Genomic DNA, 21,237 nt, shown 5'->3' with positions numbered 1-21,237 from the left:
GGTTTTCGCAAAGATAACAAAGTTAATAGCAGCGCCTTTTTTTCCTCATTCCGCCTGGTAATAACGGTCAAATTAATTAATGTATGCTGAACTTATTTTTTTATTGTACCTGAACTTATCCAGCTCCTCTGCTGCCTGTGGTAAATTATCCCCAGATAATATATCTGCACCGTTATTAACCAAATGATAATAAACATTTTTTGCCGGACTGGCTATCGCGCTTTTATCAATATTCCCCATCGTGCCTAAAATAGTGGTAATACCTTTATTATGTAAGTATTGATATAATGCTTTATCTGGCGCGGAAACACCAACAAAAGCTACAATACGGTTATTCGGGATGCCCATGCCATTTAACCGTTTCAATTCCGCTTTTTTCTGAACAGATGCAGAGATCATTAAATCAGGTGCCAACTGATGCACCTCTTTTGCCTGATCTGCAGTATAAGTAATAATTATGGAGTTGTTCTCTGCTTTATACTGCCTTACTTTTTCGATCACTTTTGCATAAGAAACGCCCTTTTTCAAGTCAATAGTCAACAGAACCTTTCCTTTGCTCCAGCTGAGTACGCTATCCAAAGTAGGGATTTTAAATTTTGTTTCCTTGCCATCCCCATCTTTAAGGTTAAAGGCTTTCAACTCCTCATAGGTATAATTGCCAATTGGTCCTTTCCCTGTAGAAGTGCGGTCGAGCTGATCATCGTGCATAATCACCATAACCGAATCTTTACTGTAAGCAATATCAAATTCGATGACAACCGGATTATAAGAAGTGGCATTATCGAATGTTTCGATACAGTTTTCAGGATAGCCGGGCATTGGGCCTCCGCGATGCGCACTGATGAGCGGAAAACGGTTCTCCGGTGTCCATTTTAAGAATTGATATAACTCTGTAACGGTGTTAAATTTAATATAGTGATGCTTTTTCTCTTTTGGTTTGCATGAGATAAACAAGATAACAATAACCAGGAATAACAAATGATGGAATTTCATGATTCAAAAGTAGGAAAAATTAGAATTTTTAACGTTTGGTTACGTATTTGCTAAAATCGATTAACTGCACCACCATAACATTCTGGCATTTATTGAGTTTAAAGGGGTTTATAACATATAAAACGTTACGCTTTGGTGATTTAAATCTGATTACAGCAGACATGATCCCGATTTTTCGTCGGGAGAAGTAGAGCGGAAAACAGGAACTCCGAAACCCATTAGTATGGGCTTTGCTTTCCTAAATACCTAAACCATATGAGTGATTAAAAACAGAAGATAACTGGTCAAACATTCAATTTTCTCCCATAAAGAAATTGGGTCGGCATCATGGTAGAGTTGGTTTTTGGCTTGATCAAAAACCTTTTACCTTTTACCTCTTACCTTTTACCTTATTTATTATCTTTGCTGCATTATGGCTCAAAAGAATAACGACGAACAATTTAAAAATGTAATATCACACGCTAAAGAATACGGTTTTGTATTCCAGAGCAGCGAAATATATGATGGCTTAAGTGCTGTTTACGATTATGGCCAATTGGGTGCCGAATTAAAAAACAACATTAAAACCTATTGGTGGAAAGCCATGGTGCAAATGCATGAAAACATTGTAGGAATTGATTCTGCAATTTTTATGCATCCCAAGGTTTGGAAAGCCAGCGGACACGTGGATGGCTTTAACGACCCGATGATTGACAATAAAGATTCGAAAAAACGTTACCGCGCCGATCAGTTGCTGGAAAACAAAATTGATGAGCTGTATTCGGAATTGGCCAATTTCAGTTCAGAAAACAAAGCCAAATTTGAAGCGTTTCAACAAGAAATATTGGGCTTGAGCGACGAAGGACAAGCTGCATGGATTCCTGGTTTTAAAGACGAAGAAACGATATTAGACAACGCGAAATATCCTTTTGTTGATGAAGCCAGCTGGAGATTTGTAAAAAAGGGCTTAGCGCTTGAAGTAGAAATGAACCTTGCACTTAAATCTGAAAACTTAGCACAGTTAAAAGATTTAATCGTAAATTATAAAGTAATCTGCCCGATCTCAAAAACTTCAAACTGGACCGATGTCCGCCAGTTTAACCTGATGTTTAGCACACAGTTTGGTGCCATGGCTGAGGGTAGTGATGAGGTTTATCTTCGTCCTGAAACCGCTCAGGGTATTTTTGTAAACTTTTTGAACGTACAAAAATCGGGCAGGATGAAAATCCCTTTTGGTATTGCGCAGATTGGTAAAGCTTTCCGGAATGAGGTAATTGCCCGCCAGTTTATTATGCGTATGCGTGAGTTTGAGCAAATGGAAATGCAGTTTTTTGTTCGCCCGGGTGAAGACAAAAAATGGTTCGAATACTGGAAAGAAGCACGTTTAAAATGGCACAAGGCTTTAGGTACCCATCCTGAAAAATACCGTTATCACGATCATGTTAAACTGGCACATTATGCCAATGCGGCCACCGATATCGAATTCGAATTTCCATTCGGGTTTAAAGAAGTGGAAGGAATTCATAGCCGTACCGATTTCGATTTAACACAACACCAGGAATATTCTGGAAAGAAAATGCAGTATTTTGATAACGATTTAAATGAAGAAGGCAAACCTTACGGCAACTATGTTCCTTACGTTATCGAAACTTCTATCGGTTTAGACCGTATGTTTTTGTTAACCATGATCAATGCTTTTGAAGAACAGGATTTAAGCACCGAAGATAAACAGGATAGCCGTACTTTATTGCGATTACACCCTGCTTTGGCACCATATAAAGTGGCCATTTTCCCGTTGACCAAAAAAGATGGTTTACCGGAAAAAGCGCGTGAAATTATGGATGAACTAAAATTCGATTTCAACTGTATTTATGAGGAGAAAGATGCCATTGGTAAACGTTACCGCCGCCAGGATGCCATAGGAACGCCATTTTGTATCACGGTCGATCACCAGAGTTTGGAAGATCATACGGTTACCATCCGCCACCGCGATAGCATGGAGCAGGAACGTGTGGCCATTGCTGATTTAACTGGTATTATTGGTAAAGCTACCAGCTGGAAGGCATTGTTGGCTTAAAAGTATAAATTCGTCATATCAGGCGGACTTCAACAAAGTTGAGAACCAAGTAAGTGCGCTGCGAAGCTAAATCTGTATTGAGATAGATCTCTCCACTCCTCGATGCTTCAGCAGAGATGACGACCGTTTTATCAAGTCGCAGGTTTACCCCCGCGACTTTTTTTTTGCATTTCAAAGTTAAACAGATCGAACTGGTTTGTAACGACTGGTATCAAGGGGAAAAACACGTAAAAAAGCTCCATACCTTGTTGTTCGCTACAGATTAAGGTAATTCTATTTGGACATCGTGACAGATAAAATCATTTAAAGGAATGGTATATTTGTAAAGCGATCAAAAACATTGACATGAAAATTCCACAGAAGTTTTTTGCCCGTCGACATGAAATTGCGGCAGATTATTTAAAAGAATTAGACAAACACCTTGACGACATTGTATCTGGCCGTGCTACAGAAATGTTTGAGGTAAGAGATTTCGCCGGGCTTATCCACGTTCATCCTACTCATTTAAGCAATACCATAAAGGCCGCTACCGGACACTCACCCTGTTATTTTTTCGAAGAGCGTTTAATGGAAATTTCCAAATCGATGTTACAGAACGTGAGCATGCCCATAGCCGAAATTGCCAGGATATTAACCTACGATCCATCCAACTTTACCAAATTTTTTAAACACTTCGCTGGCCAGACGCCAAAACAGTATCGGGAGGCTTATTTCGGGTCTTTAGCTGCCAATAAGGAAATTGTCACCACATAAAACTTAAACAGTCACCATTTTTACTTAAGCTGTCACCATTTTTACAGCCTATTTCCATTTAATTTTGTTTAACCAATAAAAAGACAATGGAAATACAAAATAAAATTGCCCTGATAACCGGCGGTAGCCGTGGATTGGGGAAAAACGCAGCCATAAAAATCGCCTCAAAAGGTATTGGTATAATTTTAACCTATCAATCTAAAAAAGAGGAAGCAGATGCTACTGTAAATGAAATAAAAAAGTTGGGTGTACCAGCAGCAGCAATACCATTAAATGTTGGTGATGCCAAAACTTTTGATGCTTTTTTCAGCGAGGTTAAAAGTGTATTAGAATCTGTCTTCCATGCAGAAAAATTCGACTTCCTGATCAACAATGCAGGTATTGGCATTCATGCTTCATTTGCCGATACTACTGAAGAACAATTTGATGAATTGGTCAACATCCATTATAAAGGCGCTTTCTTTTTAACCCAAAAAGCCTTGCCCTTATTAAATGATGGAAGCGGAATCATTAACGTTTCATCCGGGCTGGCCCGTTTTGCAACACCAGGTTATGCTGCTTATGCTTCGATGAAGGGCGCAATGGAAACCCTAACGAAATATCAGGCGAAAGAATTAGGTTCAAGAGGAATCAGATCGAACATTGTTGCCCCTGGTGCGATTGAAACCGATTTTGGCGGTGGAATGGTACGGGATAATGATCAGATCAATGCCGCAATTGCCGCCAACACTGCTTTAGGCCGTGTAGGTTTGCCAGATGATATTGGCGGGGTGGTGGCATTTTTATGTACCGAAGATGCAAGATGGATTAACGCACAGCGCATTGAAGCATCTGGTGGTATGTTCTTGTAAACCATTTGCAATTTAAACCACACAAGGGCACAAAGATCAGTTTCTTTGTGTTCTTGTGCCGTTGTGGTCGTTTTTTAACGTAGCTACTAAGCGCTAAGCGCCAACGCTAAAATTGCAAACCAGAAAATAATCTGCATCAAATGGCGTTTATCCATGAAAACCATCTGATGCGTAAAACATTTTTACCTATTCTTTTATCCTTATTTTTCGTTACTATCGCAAATGCCCAGAAATGGACAGATGCCGAATTCCGCAGGGCCAATACCGCAGCAAATGCTAATTATTTAACTAACGAAGAGAAAAATGTAGTGATGTATATGAACCTGATCCGTATTGATGGCGAAAAGTTCTATTACACTTTTTTGGAAGACTACATTAATAACTACAATGCTAAAGTAAAGCAGTATAGAAATTACAACGAACTGCGGATTGCCCGTAACAACAGCTACTATATCTCTTTGTTAAAACATTTAAAGGGCGTAAAAAATCTGCCGGTATTTTACCCTCATGATAAATTATCTGCGTTAAGCCGTAGCCACGCCCAGGACCTTAACCGAAATAACCTCGATACACATGAAAGTAGCAATGGCGATAAATTTTCGAAACGTTTATCCAAATATTTTCCGAATAAAACGATGAGCGAAAATATCGACTTTGGTTTTTCGAACAGTTTGGACATTGTATGTCATCTCTTGTTAGATTGTGGCGTGCCTTCGCTTGGTCACCGGTTTAACATCCTAGACCAAAAGTTTAAATTAAACACCGTTGGCGTGAGTATCCAGCCCCATCCGTCTTACACATGGTGTGCAGTAATTGATTTTGTGGCCTTACCCCCTACCAATGTGGAGGAGGAGTAAACACCTACATGATCTTTTACCGAGCAATAAAAATTTAATTGTAAATTGCGCCAAAAAACAACAACGAATAGTTTAAGTAATGCGCAAAGCAATTTTAGCCATCATAGATTTTTTTCATCCCCCTTTTAAAAAGTTTATTTCCCTCCATAATTTCAGGTATATGGCTACTGGTGGCGGCACCTTGTTACTAGGTATTCTAAGCTATTATTTTGCTTACTTTGTTATTTTTAAAACAGAAGAAGTAAATTTTGGCACAATCGTGCTCCAAAGAGAAACCGCATCATTATTAGTAGATTACATTGTGGCCATTCCAACTAGTTTTTTGCTCAACAAATACGTTATATTTACGCACAGCGAATTAAAAGGAAGGGTACAGCTGTTTAGGTTTTTAAACCTTCAGTTTATCAATATACTGGCTACTTATGTTTTTTTGAAATTTTTACTGGAACTTTTAAGAGATTATCCAACTCTGTCTATTTTATCGAGAATACTCGTTTCAGTCTCAATGGCACTTTTCAGTTATCTATACCAGCACTATTTCACCTTCAGTGTAAAGAAAATTGGGGATAAAAAAGCTAAAAAGGATTAATCAACGAAAGATTTTGCCAAGGAAACACGGATTATCACGGATATGTTGTACATCGCCATCTATCCGTAGGCTCTATGGCTTATATCATAGAAAAGAATCTTTGACTCTTTATTAATTATTGGGTTTACAAATCATTTTTTTTAAGCAGTTACACCAGCAATTGGGTTGATTCAGTCCGGCCTTCGCTACACGTCCTCACTCGTGCCTCGCTCCGGGCTTTACGCAACAGTCGGGTTTAGGTGGCCAAAAAAGTGCTGCTATCTTCGTTTATAGCAAATTTCAGAGAAATGCACTTCTTCTCCAAAAGCCTTTGTAAATAAACGGGATGGAAGCGGCATCCTCCGGTTTAAGCACTATTTTTGTTTTTTTATGGAGTGCTTGCTTGTTTCACAGGTTTCATCGGAGATATAGCGAACAGCCCGGCCGGAGCCTCCTGATAAAACGCTACAGCACCTTTTCAAATGATAAACCTAATCAATCCTGTTTAATCTTTCGGAAAGCAGTTTCAAAAGCAATTGGGTTTATTCAGTCCCGCCTTCGCTACAAGTCCTCACTCGTGCCTCGCTCCGGGCTTTACGCACCAGTCGGGTTTAAGTGGCCAAAAAAGTGCTGCTATCTTCGTTTATAGCAAATTTCAGAGAAATGCAGTTCTTCACCACAAGCCTTTGTAAATAAACGGGATGGAAGCGGCATCCTCCGGTTTAAGCACTATTTTTTGTTTTGTTATAGTGTGTTTGCCTGTTTCACAGGTTTCATCGGAGATATAGCGAACAGCCCGGCCAGAGTCTCCCGATAAATCGCTACAGCACCTTTCCAAATGATAAATCCATCATTTCGGCCAACTGAAACCTTTATTACGTTAACCTGTTAATTTATACAGTGGCTTTCTTGTTAAGATAAAAACAACATCCTAACTTAGCTGCCGACCAACTTATTTCATAACGACCATGAGCCATTTTAATGATTTTAATAATGCGCAGGTAGCTAAATTGCCCAATCATTTAAAACAATTTATTGTTGCACAAAATTACGGGAAATACACACCTATAGACCAAGCCGTGTGGAGGTACGTAATGCGCCAGAATTACAGTTATCTTAAAAATGTGGCTTATTACCCTTATATAAAAGGCCTGCAACGGGCTGGCCTGAGCATAGAATACATTCCCGACCTGCAGACGATGAATGATAACCTGGGCAAGATTGGTTGGGGTGCCGTAACGGTTGATGGCTTTATTCCGCCTGCAGCCTTTATGGAATATCAGGCTTATCGTGTATTGGTGATTGCTGCCGATATCCGCCAGATTAACCACATCGAATATACCCCGGCTCCCGATATTATACACGAAAGTGCCGGCCATGCCCCCATTATTGCCGATACTGATTACAATAATTATTTAAGCTATTTTGGTTCCATTGGTGCAAAGGCTATGTTTTCGGCAAAAGATTTTGAGCTTTACGAGGCCATCAGAAAACTATCCATTCTCAAAGAAGCTGCAGATGCTGACGAGTTGCAGATTGCACAGGCTGAAAAGGAACTACGCTTTATTAGCGAAAATATGGGTGAGCCTTCTGAAATGGCCTTACTGGGTCGACTGCACTGGTGGACCGTTGAATATGGCTTAATTGGCACATTAGAAAATCCGAAAATTTATGGAGCCGGTTTGCTTTCATCTATCGGTGAAAGTGCAACCTGTATGCAAAATGATGTAAAGAAACTTTGGTACAACATTGATACGGTTAACTACGCTTACGACATTACCAAACCGCAACCTCAACTTTTTGTAACGGAAACTTTCCAAAATCTGATCGATGTATTGGAAGAATTCGCCAATACAATGGCTTTTAGAAAAGGCGGATCGGAAAGTGTCATGAAAGCCATTGCCTGCAAAAGTGTAGCCACTGCTGTTTATAGCTCCGGCCTGCAGGTGAGTGGTATTTTTACCGATATGGGCATTAGCCCTGATGATGATGTTACTTTTATTAAAGCTACAGGACCATCTGCGCTGGCCTTTCAAAATAAACAACTCACCGGACATGGGAAAGATTACCATGCAGATGGCTTTTCATCACCTGTTGGACGGCTAAAGGGAGCAGAAAAACCGTTAGAGGATTACAGTCCATTGGAACTACAATCACTGAACCTCATTAAAGGCGCGGAAACCATACTAACATTTGAAAGCGGCATCAGCGTAAGCGGTACGGTTAAAGATATGATTATAGCAAACAATAAGCTCCTTTTAATCGCCTTTAACGATTGTACAGTTACCGAAAGTAATGGAAATATTTTATTTAAACCAGAATGGGGTACTTACGACATGGCTGTTGGGGAAAAAATTGTTTCTGTTTTTAACGGAGCAGCTGATAAAGATGCTTATGAGGAGATTACCTTAATCAGTAAGGAGAAAACGCACCACATTATTTATGATGATAAAACTTTACAACTGCACAGTTTATATCAGACAGTCAGAGCGATCAGGGAAAGTGGTGAAAACCTGGATTCGCTTGGTGAAATTTTCTCACAACTGAAAACAAGCCATAGGCAAGACTGGCTTTGTGCCCTTGAAATTCTGGAGATTATCTACCGTAAAGAGGTTTATCATCAACTGAATAAGGAAATTCAGGTCTATCTTGAAATAAAGGCAGGTAAAGAATCAGACCACACCAAATTGATTAATGATGGCTTACATGTGATTAAAAATCCGGTAAGTCAGCTGCTTGTGGAAGATTGATTATCGCTTTAAATTCATTAACTTTACGTTATGACAACCATCACAGTACAAGTAGATAACGAACAAAATGCCGTACTTCTTGAAAAGATGCTTAAGGCAATGCCTGATTAAAGTCGGTCGTCACCCTGATCCGATAGTTATCGGATTTATTTCAGGGTCTTAACGCAAAATAGATGCTGAAATAAATTCAGCATGACGAATTGTTTTCATCGGTTCACCCTACCAAATTTCAACGTAATAGAATAAAGTAAGTGATGTGATCCCTATTTTCTAATCCTTGTCACAAGCCAGGCTTTAGTCGACTTACTCTTTTTTTCCTAACTTTGAGTCATCAGGTTCGGAACATTTCAACCTTTTATCATTACATCAATTTTTACATTTTACAATGAACATTATAATTACAGGGGCCAGTAGCGGAATTGGTTTCGAAACCGCTTTAGAGTTTAGCTTACATAAAGAAAACAAGATTGTTGCCATTGCCCGTTCGGCTGATAAACTGCGCAAACTGCTGGAGATTGCCCGTGGCATTAATCCAGATTGCACACTTTTGCCGGTAGAATTTGACATCATAAACGATGATTATGCTGCACTGATTCCTTTTTTGAAAGAACGCTTAGGTACAATAGATATCCTGATCAATAATGCGGGAGCTTTAATTAATAAACCGTTTTTGGAAACGACAGAAACTGATCTAGGCGAGATGTTACAGCGCAATGTGATTGCGCATTTCAGAATGATACAAAATATTTTGCCTTTAATGCAAAGCGGAAGCCACATTGTAAACATTGGCAGTATGGGTGGCTTTCAGGGGAGCGTTAAATTCCCCGGACTTTCCGCATATTCAGCCAGTAAGGCAGCCTTGCACACGCTAACGGAATGTTTGGCTTTTGAATTGGCAGAAACGGGAATTAAAGTGAATTGCCTTGCCTTAGGATCAGCACAAACAGAAATGCTGGAAGCAGCTTTCCCTGGCTACCAAAGTCCTGTAATGGCTTTTGAAATGGGAAAATATGTTGCTGATTTTTCTAAAACCGGACATAAATTTTTTAATGGAAAAATTTTACCTGTAGCAGTTACAACCCCTTAATATGATATTTTTTAGTAATTTGCAGCATCGAAAAACTAAAAAAATCTATGGAAACAAATTCTCCTTTTAAAACCGTCGACAGTGGCAAAAGTGCCGCTGTGGTGAGTTACATCTTTCTGATCGGTTGGCTAATATCGTACTTTGCCATGTACAAAGACAAGAAAACGCCCCTGTCCAGTTACCACTTAAGGCAATCCTTATTGCTTCATCTGGCTATAATTGTACTTAACGTGGCCGTAACCGTATTGATTATGATCGTGCCAACTGCCTTATTCGGATACTTAAGTTACGTAATTTATATTGCCTACCTGATTTTAATTATTCTCGGTGCTGTAAGTGCAAACAACGGTGAATTAAAACCCCTTCCCTTAGTTAGCGACAAGGCTCAAACCATGTTCCAAAATATTTAATTAAAGCTGAATACTTCATTTAAGTCCGGATATGTTAATCCGGACTTTTTTTTGTTTTAACTGGTTTTCAACATTTTAATACACTTAACATATTTTTCATATCTTTGGCCCCAACATATGAAGAAAATAATAGTCCCGATTTTGTTTTTCATTTTGTCTGCCACGGCAGGAAAAGCCCAAACAATCATCCCCGTGCAATACCAGGAACTGGTAAAGAAATTAGTAGCCAATCTTCCGAAAAACACTACGGTTACCGAAAACCACTCTACTACAAACTCTACAACCCTTATCGATTTTGCCAAAAGCATGTTAGGGATTCCATATCGTTATGCTACGAGCAACCCAAAAGTTGGTTTTGATTGTTCTGGTTTTGTAAGTTATGTTTTCAGTAATTTCGGTTTCAAAGTGCCACGTTCTTCTAGAGAGTTTAGCTATGCTGGTAAAGAAACCAGTTTAGAAAATGCAAAAGTGGGCGATGTGTTGATTTTTACCGGTACAAATTCCAGAATAAGAAGGATCGGTCATGTGGGGATTGTTTATTCGATTGATGAAAACGGGATCAAATTTATTCATGCCTCTTCAGGGAAAGCTCATCAGGTAACCATTACCGAGCTTAACGGCCATTATAAGGACCGTTTCATGAAAATTGTGAGTATCCTGTAATCATCTTTTATACTTCCACATTCTTGTTTTGCCTTCCGCAAGCCAGGCTAAGGTGGTTTCCAGTCTTCTCATTCTGGTAGCTTCCGTTTTGGCTTCTTCCAGCCATAAGATATAATCTTTTTTATTGGAAGGACTGAAATTCTGGAATACCGCTAATGCTTCAGGTGCTTCATTTAAAGCCTCTGCAAAATATTCCGGCACGATAACTTCCTTTTTATCGTTGGATTTTGGTTTTGAGGGCAGCTTAATATTATCCTCATTTAATTGAATAGCCTGCTGAATGTAAGCGATAAGGATTTCATCTGCCGGCAGATCGTCAAAAGATTTTATTTTGCCCAACCAACCCATGGATTCAGAACGTTCTTTGAAAATACCATATTCGTCATTTATTAACGCACCTTTCCAGAAACCAAAAGCACAATGATGCTTAAAAGAAGCCATATGGCAAACCGTTCCTTTATAATCGAAGAACGGCATCCCCCATTTAATCTTCTCTTCGATGCGTGCATCGGCTTGATGTACCAGATTCCTGAAATGATCCAAAATGGGAATGGCAAATTCTGCAGAATTGATAATGTATTGGTCTACCTGAACAGTGGTATGCATGGCCTGAAATTTTTATAATTAAATCTACAACAAAACGATCTTTAAAGCAAGGTCTACATCCCCAATATTCAAAAACTTCCTGGCCAGTTCGTGCAGTTCCCTTTCGCGGTTGGTGCTATCGCCAATGGTGGCATCAAGTATTTCTTTTACTTCGGGATTTGTGCTGATCAGATCAATTTCTTCATCGGTAGGTACTTGCTCCACATTGCCAAGCATACCCAAATCGTTTCCGGTTAATACTTTAGAAAAACGGACCGATTGCGGCAAACGGTCTACTCCTATGCCCAATTTGGCCAAGGGTTTTGCCACTTTAAACAAATTATCGCTGGTGACCCTGCAATACCAATCGCCACCTAAACGTGCAACAAGATCCATTTTATGCTGATCTATCCTGCCATTTTCATCTAAAACCGCTTCATTAATATGGATAACTTTTATTTCAGCCAGTACCAGGTTGCCGGCCCCATGGCCATCACCTAAAGCAATCACTTCATTTACCATACATTCAAACTGCACTGGCGCCTCTGCAACTCTTGGTGGCCGAACCAGATCAGATTTTAACATGGTAAATCCTGCTTTTTCAAACTCGTTTACACCTTTGGCATATTCAGTACTGGCTAAACTCATCTGCTGCACCATATCGTAATTTACAATATTAACAACACATTCTTTAACCTGGAGTACATTTTCCAGGCTGTGTTTTGTGGTATTATCGCGCACCCTTCTTGATGGCGAAAAAATACAGATCGGCGGATTTGTACTGAACATATTAAAGAAACTGAAGGGACTTAAATTAATATGTCCTTCAGCATCAACTGTTGAAGCAAAGCAAATCGGTCTCGGAGCGATAGCATATTGAAGATAGTTTTGCAGTTCTACCGGGGTTAAATCTGAAGTATTTAGGGTTAGCAAGTTTTTATTTGGTTAAATGTTGAAAGGTTTAAATGTTGAAAGGTTTAAATGTTGAAATATTGAAAATGTTCTGGATCCTTAATTAAACTCACTAATTACCTGAACGTTGAAAGATTTAAAGAACAAAACAAAAGATTATATTCCTTTTTTCAAAACTTCTTTTTCTTCTCAAAATCTCTTAAGTAATCGATAAATCTTTTTGTTTTGGCAGAAAATTCGACGCATTTGGCATAAAGAAATTTAAAATCATCAATTGAAAGCTTTTTGGCTTCCTCCAGCACAATAAGTTTATTTCTGAATTCGCCGGAAGAGCCTTTGGCATAAACCAAAAAGCGAATAAAATCTGGATTATTATTATATTCAAATCCTTCAGCAACATTATCAGACATAGACATTGCTGCTCGCCTGAACTGATCTTTTAAACCAAAGTCAGATTTCATGGGCTCTGAATCTGAAATACGGTAAGCCTCAACTCCTACCTCTTTAGCTAATTGCCAGATTTCTAAATCTTCAAATTTCTCAACTTTTGCCATTATCAAACTGTATAAATGAAACTATTAAGATATAATCAAATTTCAATTGACATATTTGGTCCTTACAAATAAAGATTCCTTTAATTGAAATTCAATATACGCCCAAAACATTCAACCTTAAAGCTTTCGAACTTTTAACGTTAAGACTTCTTCAGCGCCAGAATTGAAAAATCCGTATCAGCTTTCGTTATCGTATTGGTTAGTGCTCCCAAACCTGTTATCTCCATCTCCACCACATCACCAGGCTGCAGCCATTGTACTTTATAATCCGGATCGTTCAGTAAACCGGTACCGTTCAGTTCCAGAAAACAGCCTGTTCCTACTGTTCCTGAACCAATTACATCACCCGGGAGGATATCTACCCCGTAAGCACAGCGTTCTATAATTTCGGCAAAAGTCCAATCCATATCGGCAGCATTTCCTTTAGAAACCTCTATGCCATTTACCCTGCAGGTCATTTTAAGATCGTAAGCGTTGCCCACATGTCCTTCTTTAGGCGCAACCTTATACTGCAACAGTTCATCTGGTGTTACCAGCCATGGACCAATTACGGTAGAAAAATCTTTTCCCTTTGCAGGGCCTAAATTCAGTAACATTTCTTCCATCTGTAAAGTACGGGCACTCATATCATTCATTACCATATAACCGGCAATATATTCATCAGCCTCTGCAGCTTTAATATTTCTACCTTTTTTACCGATAACAATGGCTAGTTCCAGTTCGAAATCCAGCTTATCAAAATGATCTGGCATGCATTCGATTTCCCCTGTTCCCTGAATAGCGTTGTGATTAGTGAAATAAAAGATCGGATACTCATCAAACTGAGGGATCATATCCACCTTTCTGTTTCTGCGTGCCGCAGCAACATGCTGCCTGAAGGCATAACCATCACGGCAACTCGTAGGATGTGGAACAGGTGCCAGAATCTCGTAAAAAATTTCTTCTTTAGCCGCTAAACTCCCGTCTTTTATCTGATCGTCTATCCTTTTTGCTCTTTCCATTAATACTTCGCCGCCCTGCAGGAACATACTCATATTATCCGGAAGCAATTTATCACAACTATTTAAATTATAAATATGCCCGTCGATAAATATGCCAAGATGCTCCCTGTCTTCGGTTTTATAGGATACTAATTTCATATATGATTTGGTTAAATACGCGGTAAAGCTAAGCAATTAGCCCATTCAAAATAAAACTTAAACGTGATTATTTTAATACGGTATACTTTTGAAGATCTGATTTAATTATAGGAAAATCCTTTGCCTGCAGCCCTTTGTAATGTTTTTTATTGGAAAGTAGACCACCGATTAATAAACCACCAGATACGCCAGCCGGCACACCCGCGACAATAAATACTATTGATTCCACCAACTTATCGCTCCTGGCAGCTAAAACAAAAAAGGTTAAACCTCCGGCAATGGCCAGCGGTGCGGCAATCCCTTTGCGATGGATATCTAATGCACTGATGCTGTCGGCGCTCAATTTTAGGGTATCCTTCCGGTTTCGGATAATGGTTAGGCCATCATTTGCCGCTGCATAAAAGGAACCCCTAACGCCTTTGCCGTTTCGGTCTATAACCCTGATGTTGTACCTGGCCTTTTGTTGCGCAAAAGTGCTGTAACCCAGGGCTAAAAAAAATAAAAATGTAAAAATAAATTTCATTGAGATAGTGTGTAGTAAGCAATTAAAGATAATTAAAATTTTAACTTTTAAATAAAATACTTACCTTGGTATCATTAAAACCATGATCTTAAAAGCATTACATATTACGCTGGTCAACGACGCTATAGCGGCCCGTCGCTACAAGATGCTATCCAAGCTGATCATGGCTCAATATTCTCTGTAATTTTCGTTTACCTTTCTTTTTAAATTGAAACGCATTGCCGTTTTAATTGTTAATTCATTAAGATTTTTTCTTTCTCACCATAACACCATTTAATTATGCCTGTTTATCATAAAATGGGGCAGATTCCAGCTAAACGTCACACGGTTTTTCGTAAACCTGATGGGAATCTTTATGCCGAAGAACTGGTATCAACCGAGGGTTTTTCCAGTTTATATTCATTGGTTTATCATTGCCATCCGCCAACCATCGTAAAACACTTGGGTGAACCTTATAGTCTTGAGCCAAAAATAGCACGCGAAAAGCACCTGAAACACACCAGTCTGATCGGTTTTAACATTAAACCCGAAGATGATTTTTTAGAAAGCAGAAAGGCTGTTCTGGTCAACAGCGATCTGCATATCGTTTTGGCTGCACCAAGAAAATCAATGACTGATTATTTCTATAAGAATAGTCAGGCTGATGAAATGATTTTCGTACATGAAGGTTCCGGAAAGCTGAAAACAGGATTCGGAGAAATCAAATTTGCTTATGGCGATTATCTGATTATCCCAAGAGGAACCATTTATCAGATGGAATTTGATACTGAACAAAACAGGTTGTTCATCGTAGAAAGTTTTAGTCCTTTAAGGCCTCCAAAACGATACTTGAATCAATATGGACAGTTGATGGAACATGCGCCTTATTGTGAGCGTGATTTAAGACTACCGGAAAACCTGCAAACACATGATGAATATGGCGATTTTAAAGTACTCATTAAAAAACAGGGCTTAATTTATCCATACACTTATGGTACGCACCCTTTTGATTATATAGGCTGGGACGGTTATCATTATCCATATGCTTTCTCTATACACGATTTTGAGCCGATAACAGGCCGCTTACACCAACCACCTCCGGTTCATCAAACTTTCGAGGGACACAATTTTGTGGTTTGCTCTTTTGTTCCCCGCAAATACGACTACCATCCCGACTCGATTCCCGCACCTTACAACCATAGCAATGTAGATAGCGATGAAGTGCTTTATTATGTAGATGGTGATTTTATGAGCCGCAAAAGCGTGGTTAAAGGGCAAATTACACTACATCCGGGTGGTATTCCGCATGGGCCACATCCAGGTACCGTAGAGAAATCAATCGGAAAAGAAAAAACAGAGGAGCTGGCGGTAATGATCGATCCTTTTAAGCCTTTAATGCTTACGCAGGACGCCCTGGATATTGAAGACGAAGATTACCACAAGAGCTGGCAGGAAGGATAGTTTGGAGCCTTGAGTCCAAAGTCTTGAGTAGGAAGTCCGGAGACCGTGGTCCGAGGATCAGGCATAAAGGGAATAGATAGTGAGCAATAATCCAGCATTTAAACTTTACACCATTCAACCTTATAACATTTAACAACAACAAACATCCGACTTCGTCCCCCCGAGCTCGGATTTAAATAATAACAAACAAATGGAAACACAAACTTTTGCAGAAAAAATATCAAAAGCACCAGATTTTCTGCCTATTAACGGAACAGATTATATCGAATTTTACGTAGGTAATGCCAAGCAGGCCGCGCATTATTATAAAACGGCATTTGGTTTTCAAAGCTTAGCCTATGCCGGACCGGAAACTGGTGTGCGCGATCGTGCATCTTATGTATTGCAACAGGGTAAGATCAGATTGATCTTGACCACAGCACTAAAATCAGATCATCCAATATCAGAACACGTTAAAAAGCATGGAGACGGCGTGAAAGTATTGGCTCTTTGGGTAGATGATGCCTATAGTGCCTTTGAAGAAACTACAAAGCGTGGTGCTAAACCCTATATGGAGCCTGAAACTTTAACAGATGAATATGGTGAGGTGAAAATGAGTGGGATTTACACTTATGGCGAAACCGTACACATGTTTATCGAGCGTAAGAACTACAGTGGTACTTTTATGCCGGGTTACCGTGTTTGGGAAAGCGATTATCAACCTGCAGATACCGGTCTTTTATATATTGATCACTGTGTAGGCAATGTAGGTTGGAACCGCATGAATGAAGCTGTACAATGGTATGAAGATGTAATGGGTTTTGTAAATATTCTATCTTTTGATGATAAGCAGATTAATACTGAATATTCGGCCTTGATGAGTAAAGTGATGAGTAATGGCAACGGTTACTCGAAATTCCCGATCAATGAGCCGGCAGAAGGTAAAAAGAAATCGCAGATTGAAGAATACCTGGAATATTATGAAGGAGAAGGTGTTCAGCATATTGCCGTAGCCACAAAAGACATTGTGAAAACGGTTAAAGATTTAAAATCTCGTGGTGTAGAATTCTTAAGTGCTCCGCCAGAAGCCTATTATGATATGATGCCACAACGTGTAGGCAAAATTGATGAAGAAATATCTTTATTGGAGAGCCTGGGCATTTTAGTCGATTGCGATGAAGAAGGTTATCTTTTGCAGATCTTTACCAAACCAGTTGAAGACCGCCCTACCCTTTTCTTTGAGATTATTCAACGTAAAGGTGCGCAAAGCTTTGGCGCAGGTAACTTTAAAGCCTTATTTGAGTCGTTAGAACGCGAACAGGAATTGAGGGGAAATTTATAGCAGTTCAATACCCAAAGAGCCCGTCCTCTCGACTGAAACGCAGTGGAATGGAGAGATCTATCTAGGCAGATCTCTCGACTACGTTGCACTCCGCTCGAGATGACGTTTTCTTAGTTTATAACACCTCTCCCAAGTGTTTATAATTCGATTTTATCGTATCCAAAACCTCACTCATTTTTCCACCCAGCATCAGTTTTGCCATTGATTCTGTCATGCCCTTTATCTGCTCCCATTCTACTTTTGGGGGCATTGCCAAAGCATTCGGATTGGTCATGATGTTTAACAAAACAGGACCATTTTCATTGAGCGCATAACTGATTGCTGTTTCCACTTCTTCCGGTTTGGTTACCGTCATTCCTTTAAATCCCATGGCCTGTGCTACTAATGCAAAATCGGGATTAACCATATCCGTTTCATTATCCGGCAAACCATCAACCTCCATTTCCAGTTTCACCATACCCAAAGCCCTATTATTAAAAACAATCAGTTTTATAGGCAACTTATACTGTTTAATAGTTGCCAGATCGCCCAGGAGCATAGATAAGCCACCATCGCCACATAGTGCAATTACCTGTTGTTCAGGATGTGCCAATGCAGCGCCAATGGCCATTGGCATGGCATTCGCCATAGAGCCATGGTTAAAAGAACCCAGCATTTTGCGTTTGCCCGTTCCATCTATAAAACGCGCTCCCCAAACACAGCACATCCCCGTATCAACGGTAAAAATGGCATCATCAGCCGCCAGACGGTTGATCGTTTCGGCTACAAATTCAGGCTGGATTTTATTTTCTTCACCCTGATCTTTAACATAAACCTGCTGCCTTTCCTTAACTTTCTGATAAAATTCTAATTGAGATTTTAAGAAATCTTCATCTTTCCTTTCAGTAAGCAGAGGTAATAACGCCTTTATCGAATCGCTGATGTTCCCGCATAAACCCATGGTCAGTTTAGCTCGCCTGCCCAATCGTTCAGGTTTTTCGTCAATCTGTACAATTTTGTTCTTAACCGGCATAAAATTTACATAAGGAAAATCGGTTCCCAGTAAAACCACCACATCGGCCTCATGCATGGCATGGTAGCCGGAAGGTTGTCCTAAAAGTCCTGTCATCCCTACTTCATAAGGATTATTATACTGTATGCCCATTTTCCCCCTGAAAGAAAATCCTACGGGTGCTTTAAGTTTAGCTGCTAATTCTACCACCTCATCATGTGCTTCTGAGGCACCTATACCGCAATAAAGCATCATTTTCTTTTCGCTGTTAAGCAGGTCTGCTAAATCTTTCAACTCCTGATCGGAAGGACGGACAACCGGCTTATTGTTGAATAATTGCATAGAAGTTACGCTATCTACAGCATCCAGTTGGGCTACATCGCCAGGCAGGCCAAAAACGGCAACGCCCTTTTTATGAATGGCATGCTGAACAGCCGTTTGAAACATCCTGGGTGCCTGTTCGGCAGTGGTGGCTACCTGGTTATAGTAGCTACAATCGTCAAATAATTTTATGGTATTTGTTTCCTGAAAAAAGTCCGTTCCAAATTCGCCTGTTGGAATGGTGGAGGCAATGGCAATTACTGGCACATGGCTTCGGTGTGCATCATAAAGACCGTTAATTAAGTGTACATGGCCGGGACCACAGCTACCCGCACAACAGGCAATTCCGTCAAGTTCGGCTTCGGCAGCGGCGGCAAAAGCCCCCACCTCCTCATTACGTACGTGGATCCACTTAATCTGGCCATTTCTTCTTACAGCGTCGTTAAAATAATTCAAACTGTCTCCGGTAACGGCATAAACTCTTTTTACGCCAACCTCAACCAGCATTTCAACCAGTTGTTCTGCAACATTTTTACCCATGGAAATATTTTTTAATGATGGATTCTATCTAGCTAATAAATAGTAGAAGCTGATTTATTGTTTTAAGCCGAAAGCAAAAACAACCAATCTGACCTTGAAAAGACTTTACATCAAATGTAACATTAGTAAAGCTACGATAGCTGCATGAAGTTTCTTCACTAAAACTTCATAAATGAAGTGCACCTTTGAAATAACAAAACACGAAGCGATTTCAATTTTGTTAAATTCTAAAAACTCATAATTAGTTTTTTAGTTTTCCGGTTACCCTTATCTGATACCTCATGTATTGCAAAATATATGAGGTTTTTTTTATTTAAATTTTAAAATGCAGTTGCAAGCGCTTTATTTCTAAAGAAGTAATAACTTAGGTTAATCATAATAACTAAATTATGCTCACGAAAGTATTAGGAATATTCACAATCATTTGTTGCGGGGCTTTTAAAACGCCGTTTCAGGAAATAAGCAAAGAGGTAAAGCAGGCTAAAACTACTGTTGTTCAAAAATCTCAATTATTTAAACCAATATTAAACGATACCACCAACAGGCGAAATACGGTTTACGTAAAAGACATTAAATATACACATGATGATTTCGGAACATTTGCCTACATCACGATTAAAAACACAACTAAAAAAACAATAACCGATATTTCCTTTCTCCTGGATGGACATGTGCCTAAAGGTTGCGATAAGTCGTACGACATAAAGCAGAAAATTAACCTTAAACCTAATCAATCTCTCACCATCTCCCAACGTTTAGCCAAGGATGATTGCGAAGTTCATGTCGTCAAAAATCTTCGTATCAGATTTACGATAGCTGTTAACTTTACAATTGATTAAAGGGTTTTGCATGTAAATTTTCAGAGCTATATTAAATAGTAATTCTTGGTTACTATTAGTATCTTATTCCGCACTTTCTTTAAGCATTTGATAGAGATCAGTCGCGCCGCCATCAAATTTGGTTCCGTTGACATAAAATGAGGGGGTTCCGTTTACCCCACTTCGCACACCACTGTCAAAATCATCTTCTATTTTTCGTTTGATTTCTTCTGAAGCACTGTCTTGTTGAAACTGCTCCAAATCTAAACCAATATTTTCGGCCAATTCATCAAACAGCTCACCATTGAGACGATATTGATTTTCGTAGAGTGCATCGTGCATTTCCCAAAACTTACCCTGTAAATCCGCAGCTTCTGCAGCAATCGCAGCCGGAAAAGCAAATTCATGCGCATTTGTTAAAGGAAAATGCCGAAAAACAAATCTGATCTGATGACCAAACGTTTCCTCGATTTCTTTCATAATCGGGTAGGCATTACCGCAATATGGACACTGATAATCGCCAAATTCGACAATCGTAACACTGGCCGAATCATCTCCTTGAATATGATCCTGACTATTTATTTCCGGTTTTAATGTACTCATCGTTTATTTCTTACTTAGGCCTTCCAATGCATCCAAAATACCATCAGCACCAGGATTAACGGCTACAGGTGATAAATAACTCCAGGCAATTTTACCCTCTTTATCAATTACAAAAAGGGCTCTTTTACTTTCGCCAACTTCATCATCGTATACACCATAGGCTTTAGAGACCGCACCCTTTGGTTCGAAGTCAGCCAGTAGCGGAAAATGAAGTTTTCTATTTTCTTCAAAGGCTAAGTGGCACCAAACGCTATCAACAGAAACACCAAAAATCTGCGCATCATATTTAGTAAAATATTTCAACATTTCGTTATAGAGCGCCATTTGGTCGCTGCATACCGGACTCCAATCCGCAGGATAAAAAGCCAGGATGACATTTTTGCCTTTGAAATCTTTAAGTTTTATTTTTTGATCGGGGGTAGCATTCAATTCAAAATCTGGTGCAGTATCGCCTTTTTGTAACATATCAGGAAGCTTAAAATTTAAATCATTAATACAACAG

The 21,237-nt window shown here is 39.4% G+C and carries 21 protein-coding genes; 12 read left to right on the top strand and 9 right to left on the bottom strand.

All coding sequences use genetic code 11. The features are described 5' to 3' along the window. Positions 1-72 precede the first annotated feature (72 nt). Positions 73-993 (bottom strand): glycerophosphodiester phosphodiesterase family protein, encoded by a 921-nt coding sequence (locus ACK1I8_RS02965; RefSeq protein ID WP_412467862.1) that lies wholly within the window; start codon positions 991-993, stop codon positions 73-75. A 412-nt stretch (positions 994-1,405) separates the two neighbouring features. Between ACK1I8_RS02965 and ACK1I8_RS02960 the strand changes: the two genes are divergently transcribed. The 9 genes from ACK1I8_RS02960 (at position 1,406) to ACK1I8_RS02920 (ending at position 10,988) form a co-directional block, all read left to right on the top strand. After that, entirely contained in the window at positions 1,406-3,049 is a 1,644-nt protein-coding gene (locus tag ACK1I8_RS02960) for a glycine--tRNA ligase (protein WP_412467861.1), read from the top strand. A gap of 345 nt (positions 3,050-3,394) precedes the next feature. Beyond that, positions 3,395-3,802, top strand: a complete 408-nt coding sequence (locus ACK1I8_RS02955; RefSeq protein WP_412467860.1) for a helix-turn-helix domain-containing protein — start codon at positions 3,395-3,397, stop codon at positions 3,800-3,802. Positions 3,803-3,888: 86 nt separating this feature from the next. After that, complete coding sequence (locus ACK1I8_RS02950; protein ID WP_412467859.1) at positions 3,889-4,653, top strand: SDR family NAD(P)-dependent oxidoreductase; 765 nt, start codon at positions 3,889-3,891, stop codon at positions 4,651-4,653. Positions 4,654-4,793: 140 nt separating this feature from the next. After that, on the top strand, positions 4,794-5,510 hold the full coding sequence (locus ACK1I8_RS02945; RefSeq protein WP_412467858.1) for a CAP domain-containing protein: 717 nt from the start codon (positions 4,794-4,796) through the stop codon (positions 5,508-5,510). A 79-nt stretch (positions 5,511-5,589) separates the two neighbouring features. Continuing rightward, a complete protein-coding gene (locus ACK1I8_RS02940; RefSeq protein ID WP_412467857.1) occupies positions 5,590-6,099 on the top strand; it encodes a GtrA family protein in 510 nt (169 codons plus the stop codon). A 947-nt stretch (positions 6,100-7,046) separates the two neighbouring features. Then, on the top strand, positions 7,047-8,828 hold the full coding sequence (locus ACK1I8_RS02935) for an aromatic amino acid hydroxylase (protein WP_412467856.1): 1,782 nt from the start codon (positions 7,047-7,049) through the stop codon (positions 8,826-8,828). A gap of 385 nt (positions 8,829-9,213) precedes the next feature. After that, positions 9,214-9,915 carry an SDR family oxidoreductase gene (locus tag ACK1I8_RS02930; protein WP_412467855.1) on the top strand — a complete coding sequence of 234 codons (702 nt, stop codon included), beginning with the start codon at positions 9,214-9,216 and terminating at the stop codon, positions 9,913-9,915. A gap of 47 nt (positions 9,916-9,962) precedes the next feature. Then, positions 9,963-10,325, top strand: coding sequence for a DUF4870 domain-containing protein (locus ACK1I8_RS02925; protein WP_412467854.1), 363 nt, complete (start codon positions 9,963-9,965; stop codon positions 10,323-10,325). Positions 10,326-10,442: 117 nt separating this feature from the next. Beyond that, the gene (locus ACK1I8_RS02920) at positions 10,443-10,988 is read left to right on the top strand and encodes a C40 family peptidase (protein WP_412467853.1); all 546 of its coding nucleotides are present in this window, start codon (positions 10,443-10,445) and stop codon (positions 10,986-10,988) included. On the opposite strand, the gene ACK1I8_RS02915 is transcribed toward ACK1I8_RS02920, so the two are convergent. The 5 genes from ACK1I8_RS02915 to ACK1I8_RS02895 all read right to left on the bottom strand — a co-directional run bounded on the left by ACK1I8_RS02915 (position 10,989) and on the right by ACK1I8_RS02895 (position 14,701). Next, positions 10,989-11,594, bottom strand: a complete 606-nt coding sequence (locus ACK1I8_RS02915; protein WP_412467852.1) for a YdeI/OmpD-associated family protein — start codon at positions 11,592-11,594, stop codon at positions 10,989-10,991. It abuts the gene before it with no gap. 24 nt (positions 11,595-11,618) lie between these two features. After that, the gene (locus tag ACK1I8_RS02910; protein WP_412467851.1) at positions 11,619-12,506 is read right to left on the bottom strand and encodes a flavin reductase family protein; all 888 of its coding nucleotides are present in this window, start codon (positions 12,504-12,506) and stop codon (positions 11,619-11,621) included. 149 nt (positions 12,507-12,655) lie between these two features. Continuing rightward, complete coding sequence (locus tag ACK1I8_RS02905) at positions 12,656-13,039, bottom strand: four helix bundle protein (RefSeq protein WP_412467850.1); 384 nt, start codon at positions 13,037-13,039, stop codon at positions 12,656-12,658. A 140-nt stretch (positions 13,040-13,179) separates the two neighbouring features. Further along, the gene (locus ACK1I8_RS02900) at positions 13,180-14,178 is read right to left on the bottom strand and encodes a fumarylacetoacetate hydrolase family protein (RefSeq protein WP_412467849.1); all 999 of its coding nucleotides are present in this window, start codon (positions 14,176-14,178) and stop codon (positions 13,180-13,182) included. Between the two features lie 67 nt (positions 14,179-14,245). After that, positions 14,246-14,701 carry a hypothetical protein gene (locus ACK1I8_RS02895; RefSeq protein ID WP_412467848.1) on the bottom strand — a complete coding sequence of 152 codons (456 nt, stop codon included), beginning with the start codon at positions 14,699-14,701 and terminating at the stop codon, positions 14,246-14,248. 279 nt (positions 14,702-14,980) lie between these two features. On the opposite strand from ACK1I8_RS02895, the gene ACK1I8_RS02890 reads away from it, so the two are divergent. Then, positions 14,981-16,141: a homogentisate 1,2-dioxygenase gene (locus tag ACK1I8_RS02890; protein WP_412467847.1), complete on the top strand. Its 1,161-nt coding sequence runs from the start codon at positions 14,981-14,983 to the stop codon at positions 16,139-16,141. A 190-nt stretch (positions 16,142-16,331) separates the two neighbouring features. Continuing rightward, the gene (gene hppD, locus ACK1I8_RS02885; RefSeq protein ID WP_412467846.1) at positions 16,332-17,462 is read left to right on the top strand and encodes a 4-hydroxyphenylpyruvate dioxygenase; all 1,131 of its coding nucleotides are present in this window, start codon (positions 16,332-16,334) and stop codon (positions 17,460-17,462) included. Between the two features lie 115 nt (positions 17,463-17,577). Here hppD and ACK1I8_RS02880 read toward each other — a convergent pair whose 3' ends face one another. Next, positions 17,578-19,314, bottom strand: coding sequence for a thiamine pyrophosphate-dependent enzyme (locus ACK1I8_RS02880; RefSeq protein WP_412467845.1), 1,737 nt, complete (start codon positions 19,312-19,314; stop codon positions 17,578-17,580). Positions 19,315-19,703: 389 nt separating this feature from the next. Here ACK1I8_RS02880 and ACK1I8_RS02875 point away from each other — a divergent pair, with 389 nt between their 5' ends. After that, the gene (locus tag ACK1I8_RS02875) at positions 19,704-20,153 is read left to right on the top strand and encodes a hypothetical protein (protein ID WP_412467844.1); all 450 of its coding nucleotides are present in this window, start codon (positions 19,704-19,706) and stop codon (positions 20,151-20,153) included. Positions 20,154-20,216: 63 nt separating this feature from the next. On the opposite strand, the gene ACK1I8_RS02870 is transcribed toward ACK1I8_RS02875, so the two are convergent. Next, a complete protein-coding gene (locus ACK1I8_RS02870; RefSeq protein ID WP_412467843.1) occupies positions 20,217-20,735 on the bottom strand; it encodes a DsbA family protein in 519 nt (172 codons plus the stop codon). Between the two features lie 3 nt (positions 20,736-20,738). Next, on the bottom strand, positions 20,739-21,200 hold the full coding sequence (locus ACK1I8_RS02865; RefSeq protein WP_412467842.1) for a redoxin domain-containing protein: 462 nt from the start codon (positions 21,198-21,200) through the stop codon (positions 20,739-20,741). Positions 21,201-21,237: the final 37 nt, after the last annotated feature.

Source organism: Pedobacter sp. KLB.chiD (assembly GCF_047040275.1).
In the GTDB taxonomy this organism is placed as follows: domain Bacteria; phylum Bacteroidota; class Bacteroidia; order Sphingobacteriales; family Sphingobacteriaceae; genus Pedobacter.
This window is presented reverse-complemented; position numbering and strand designations above follow the sequence as displayed.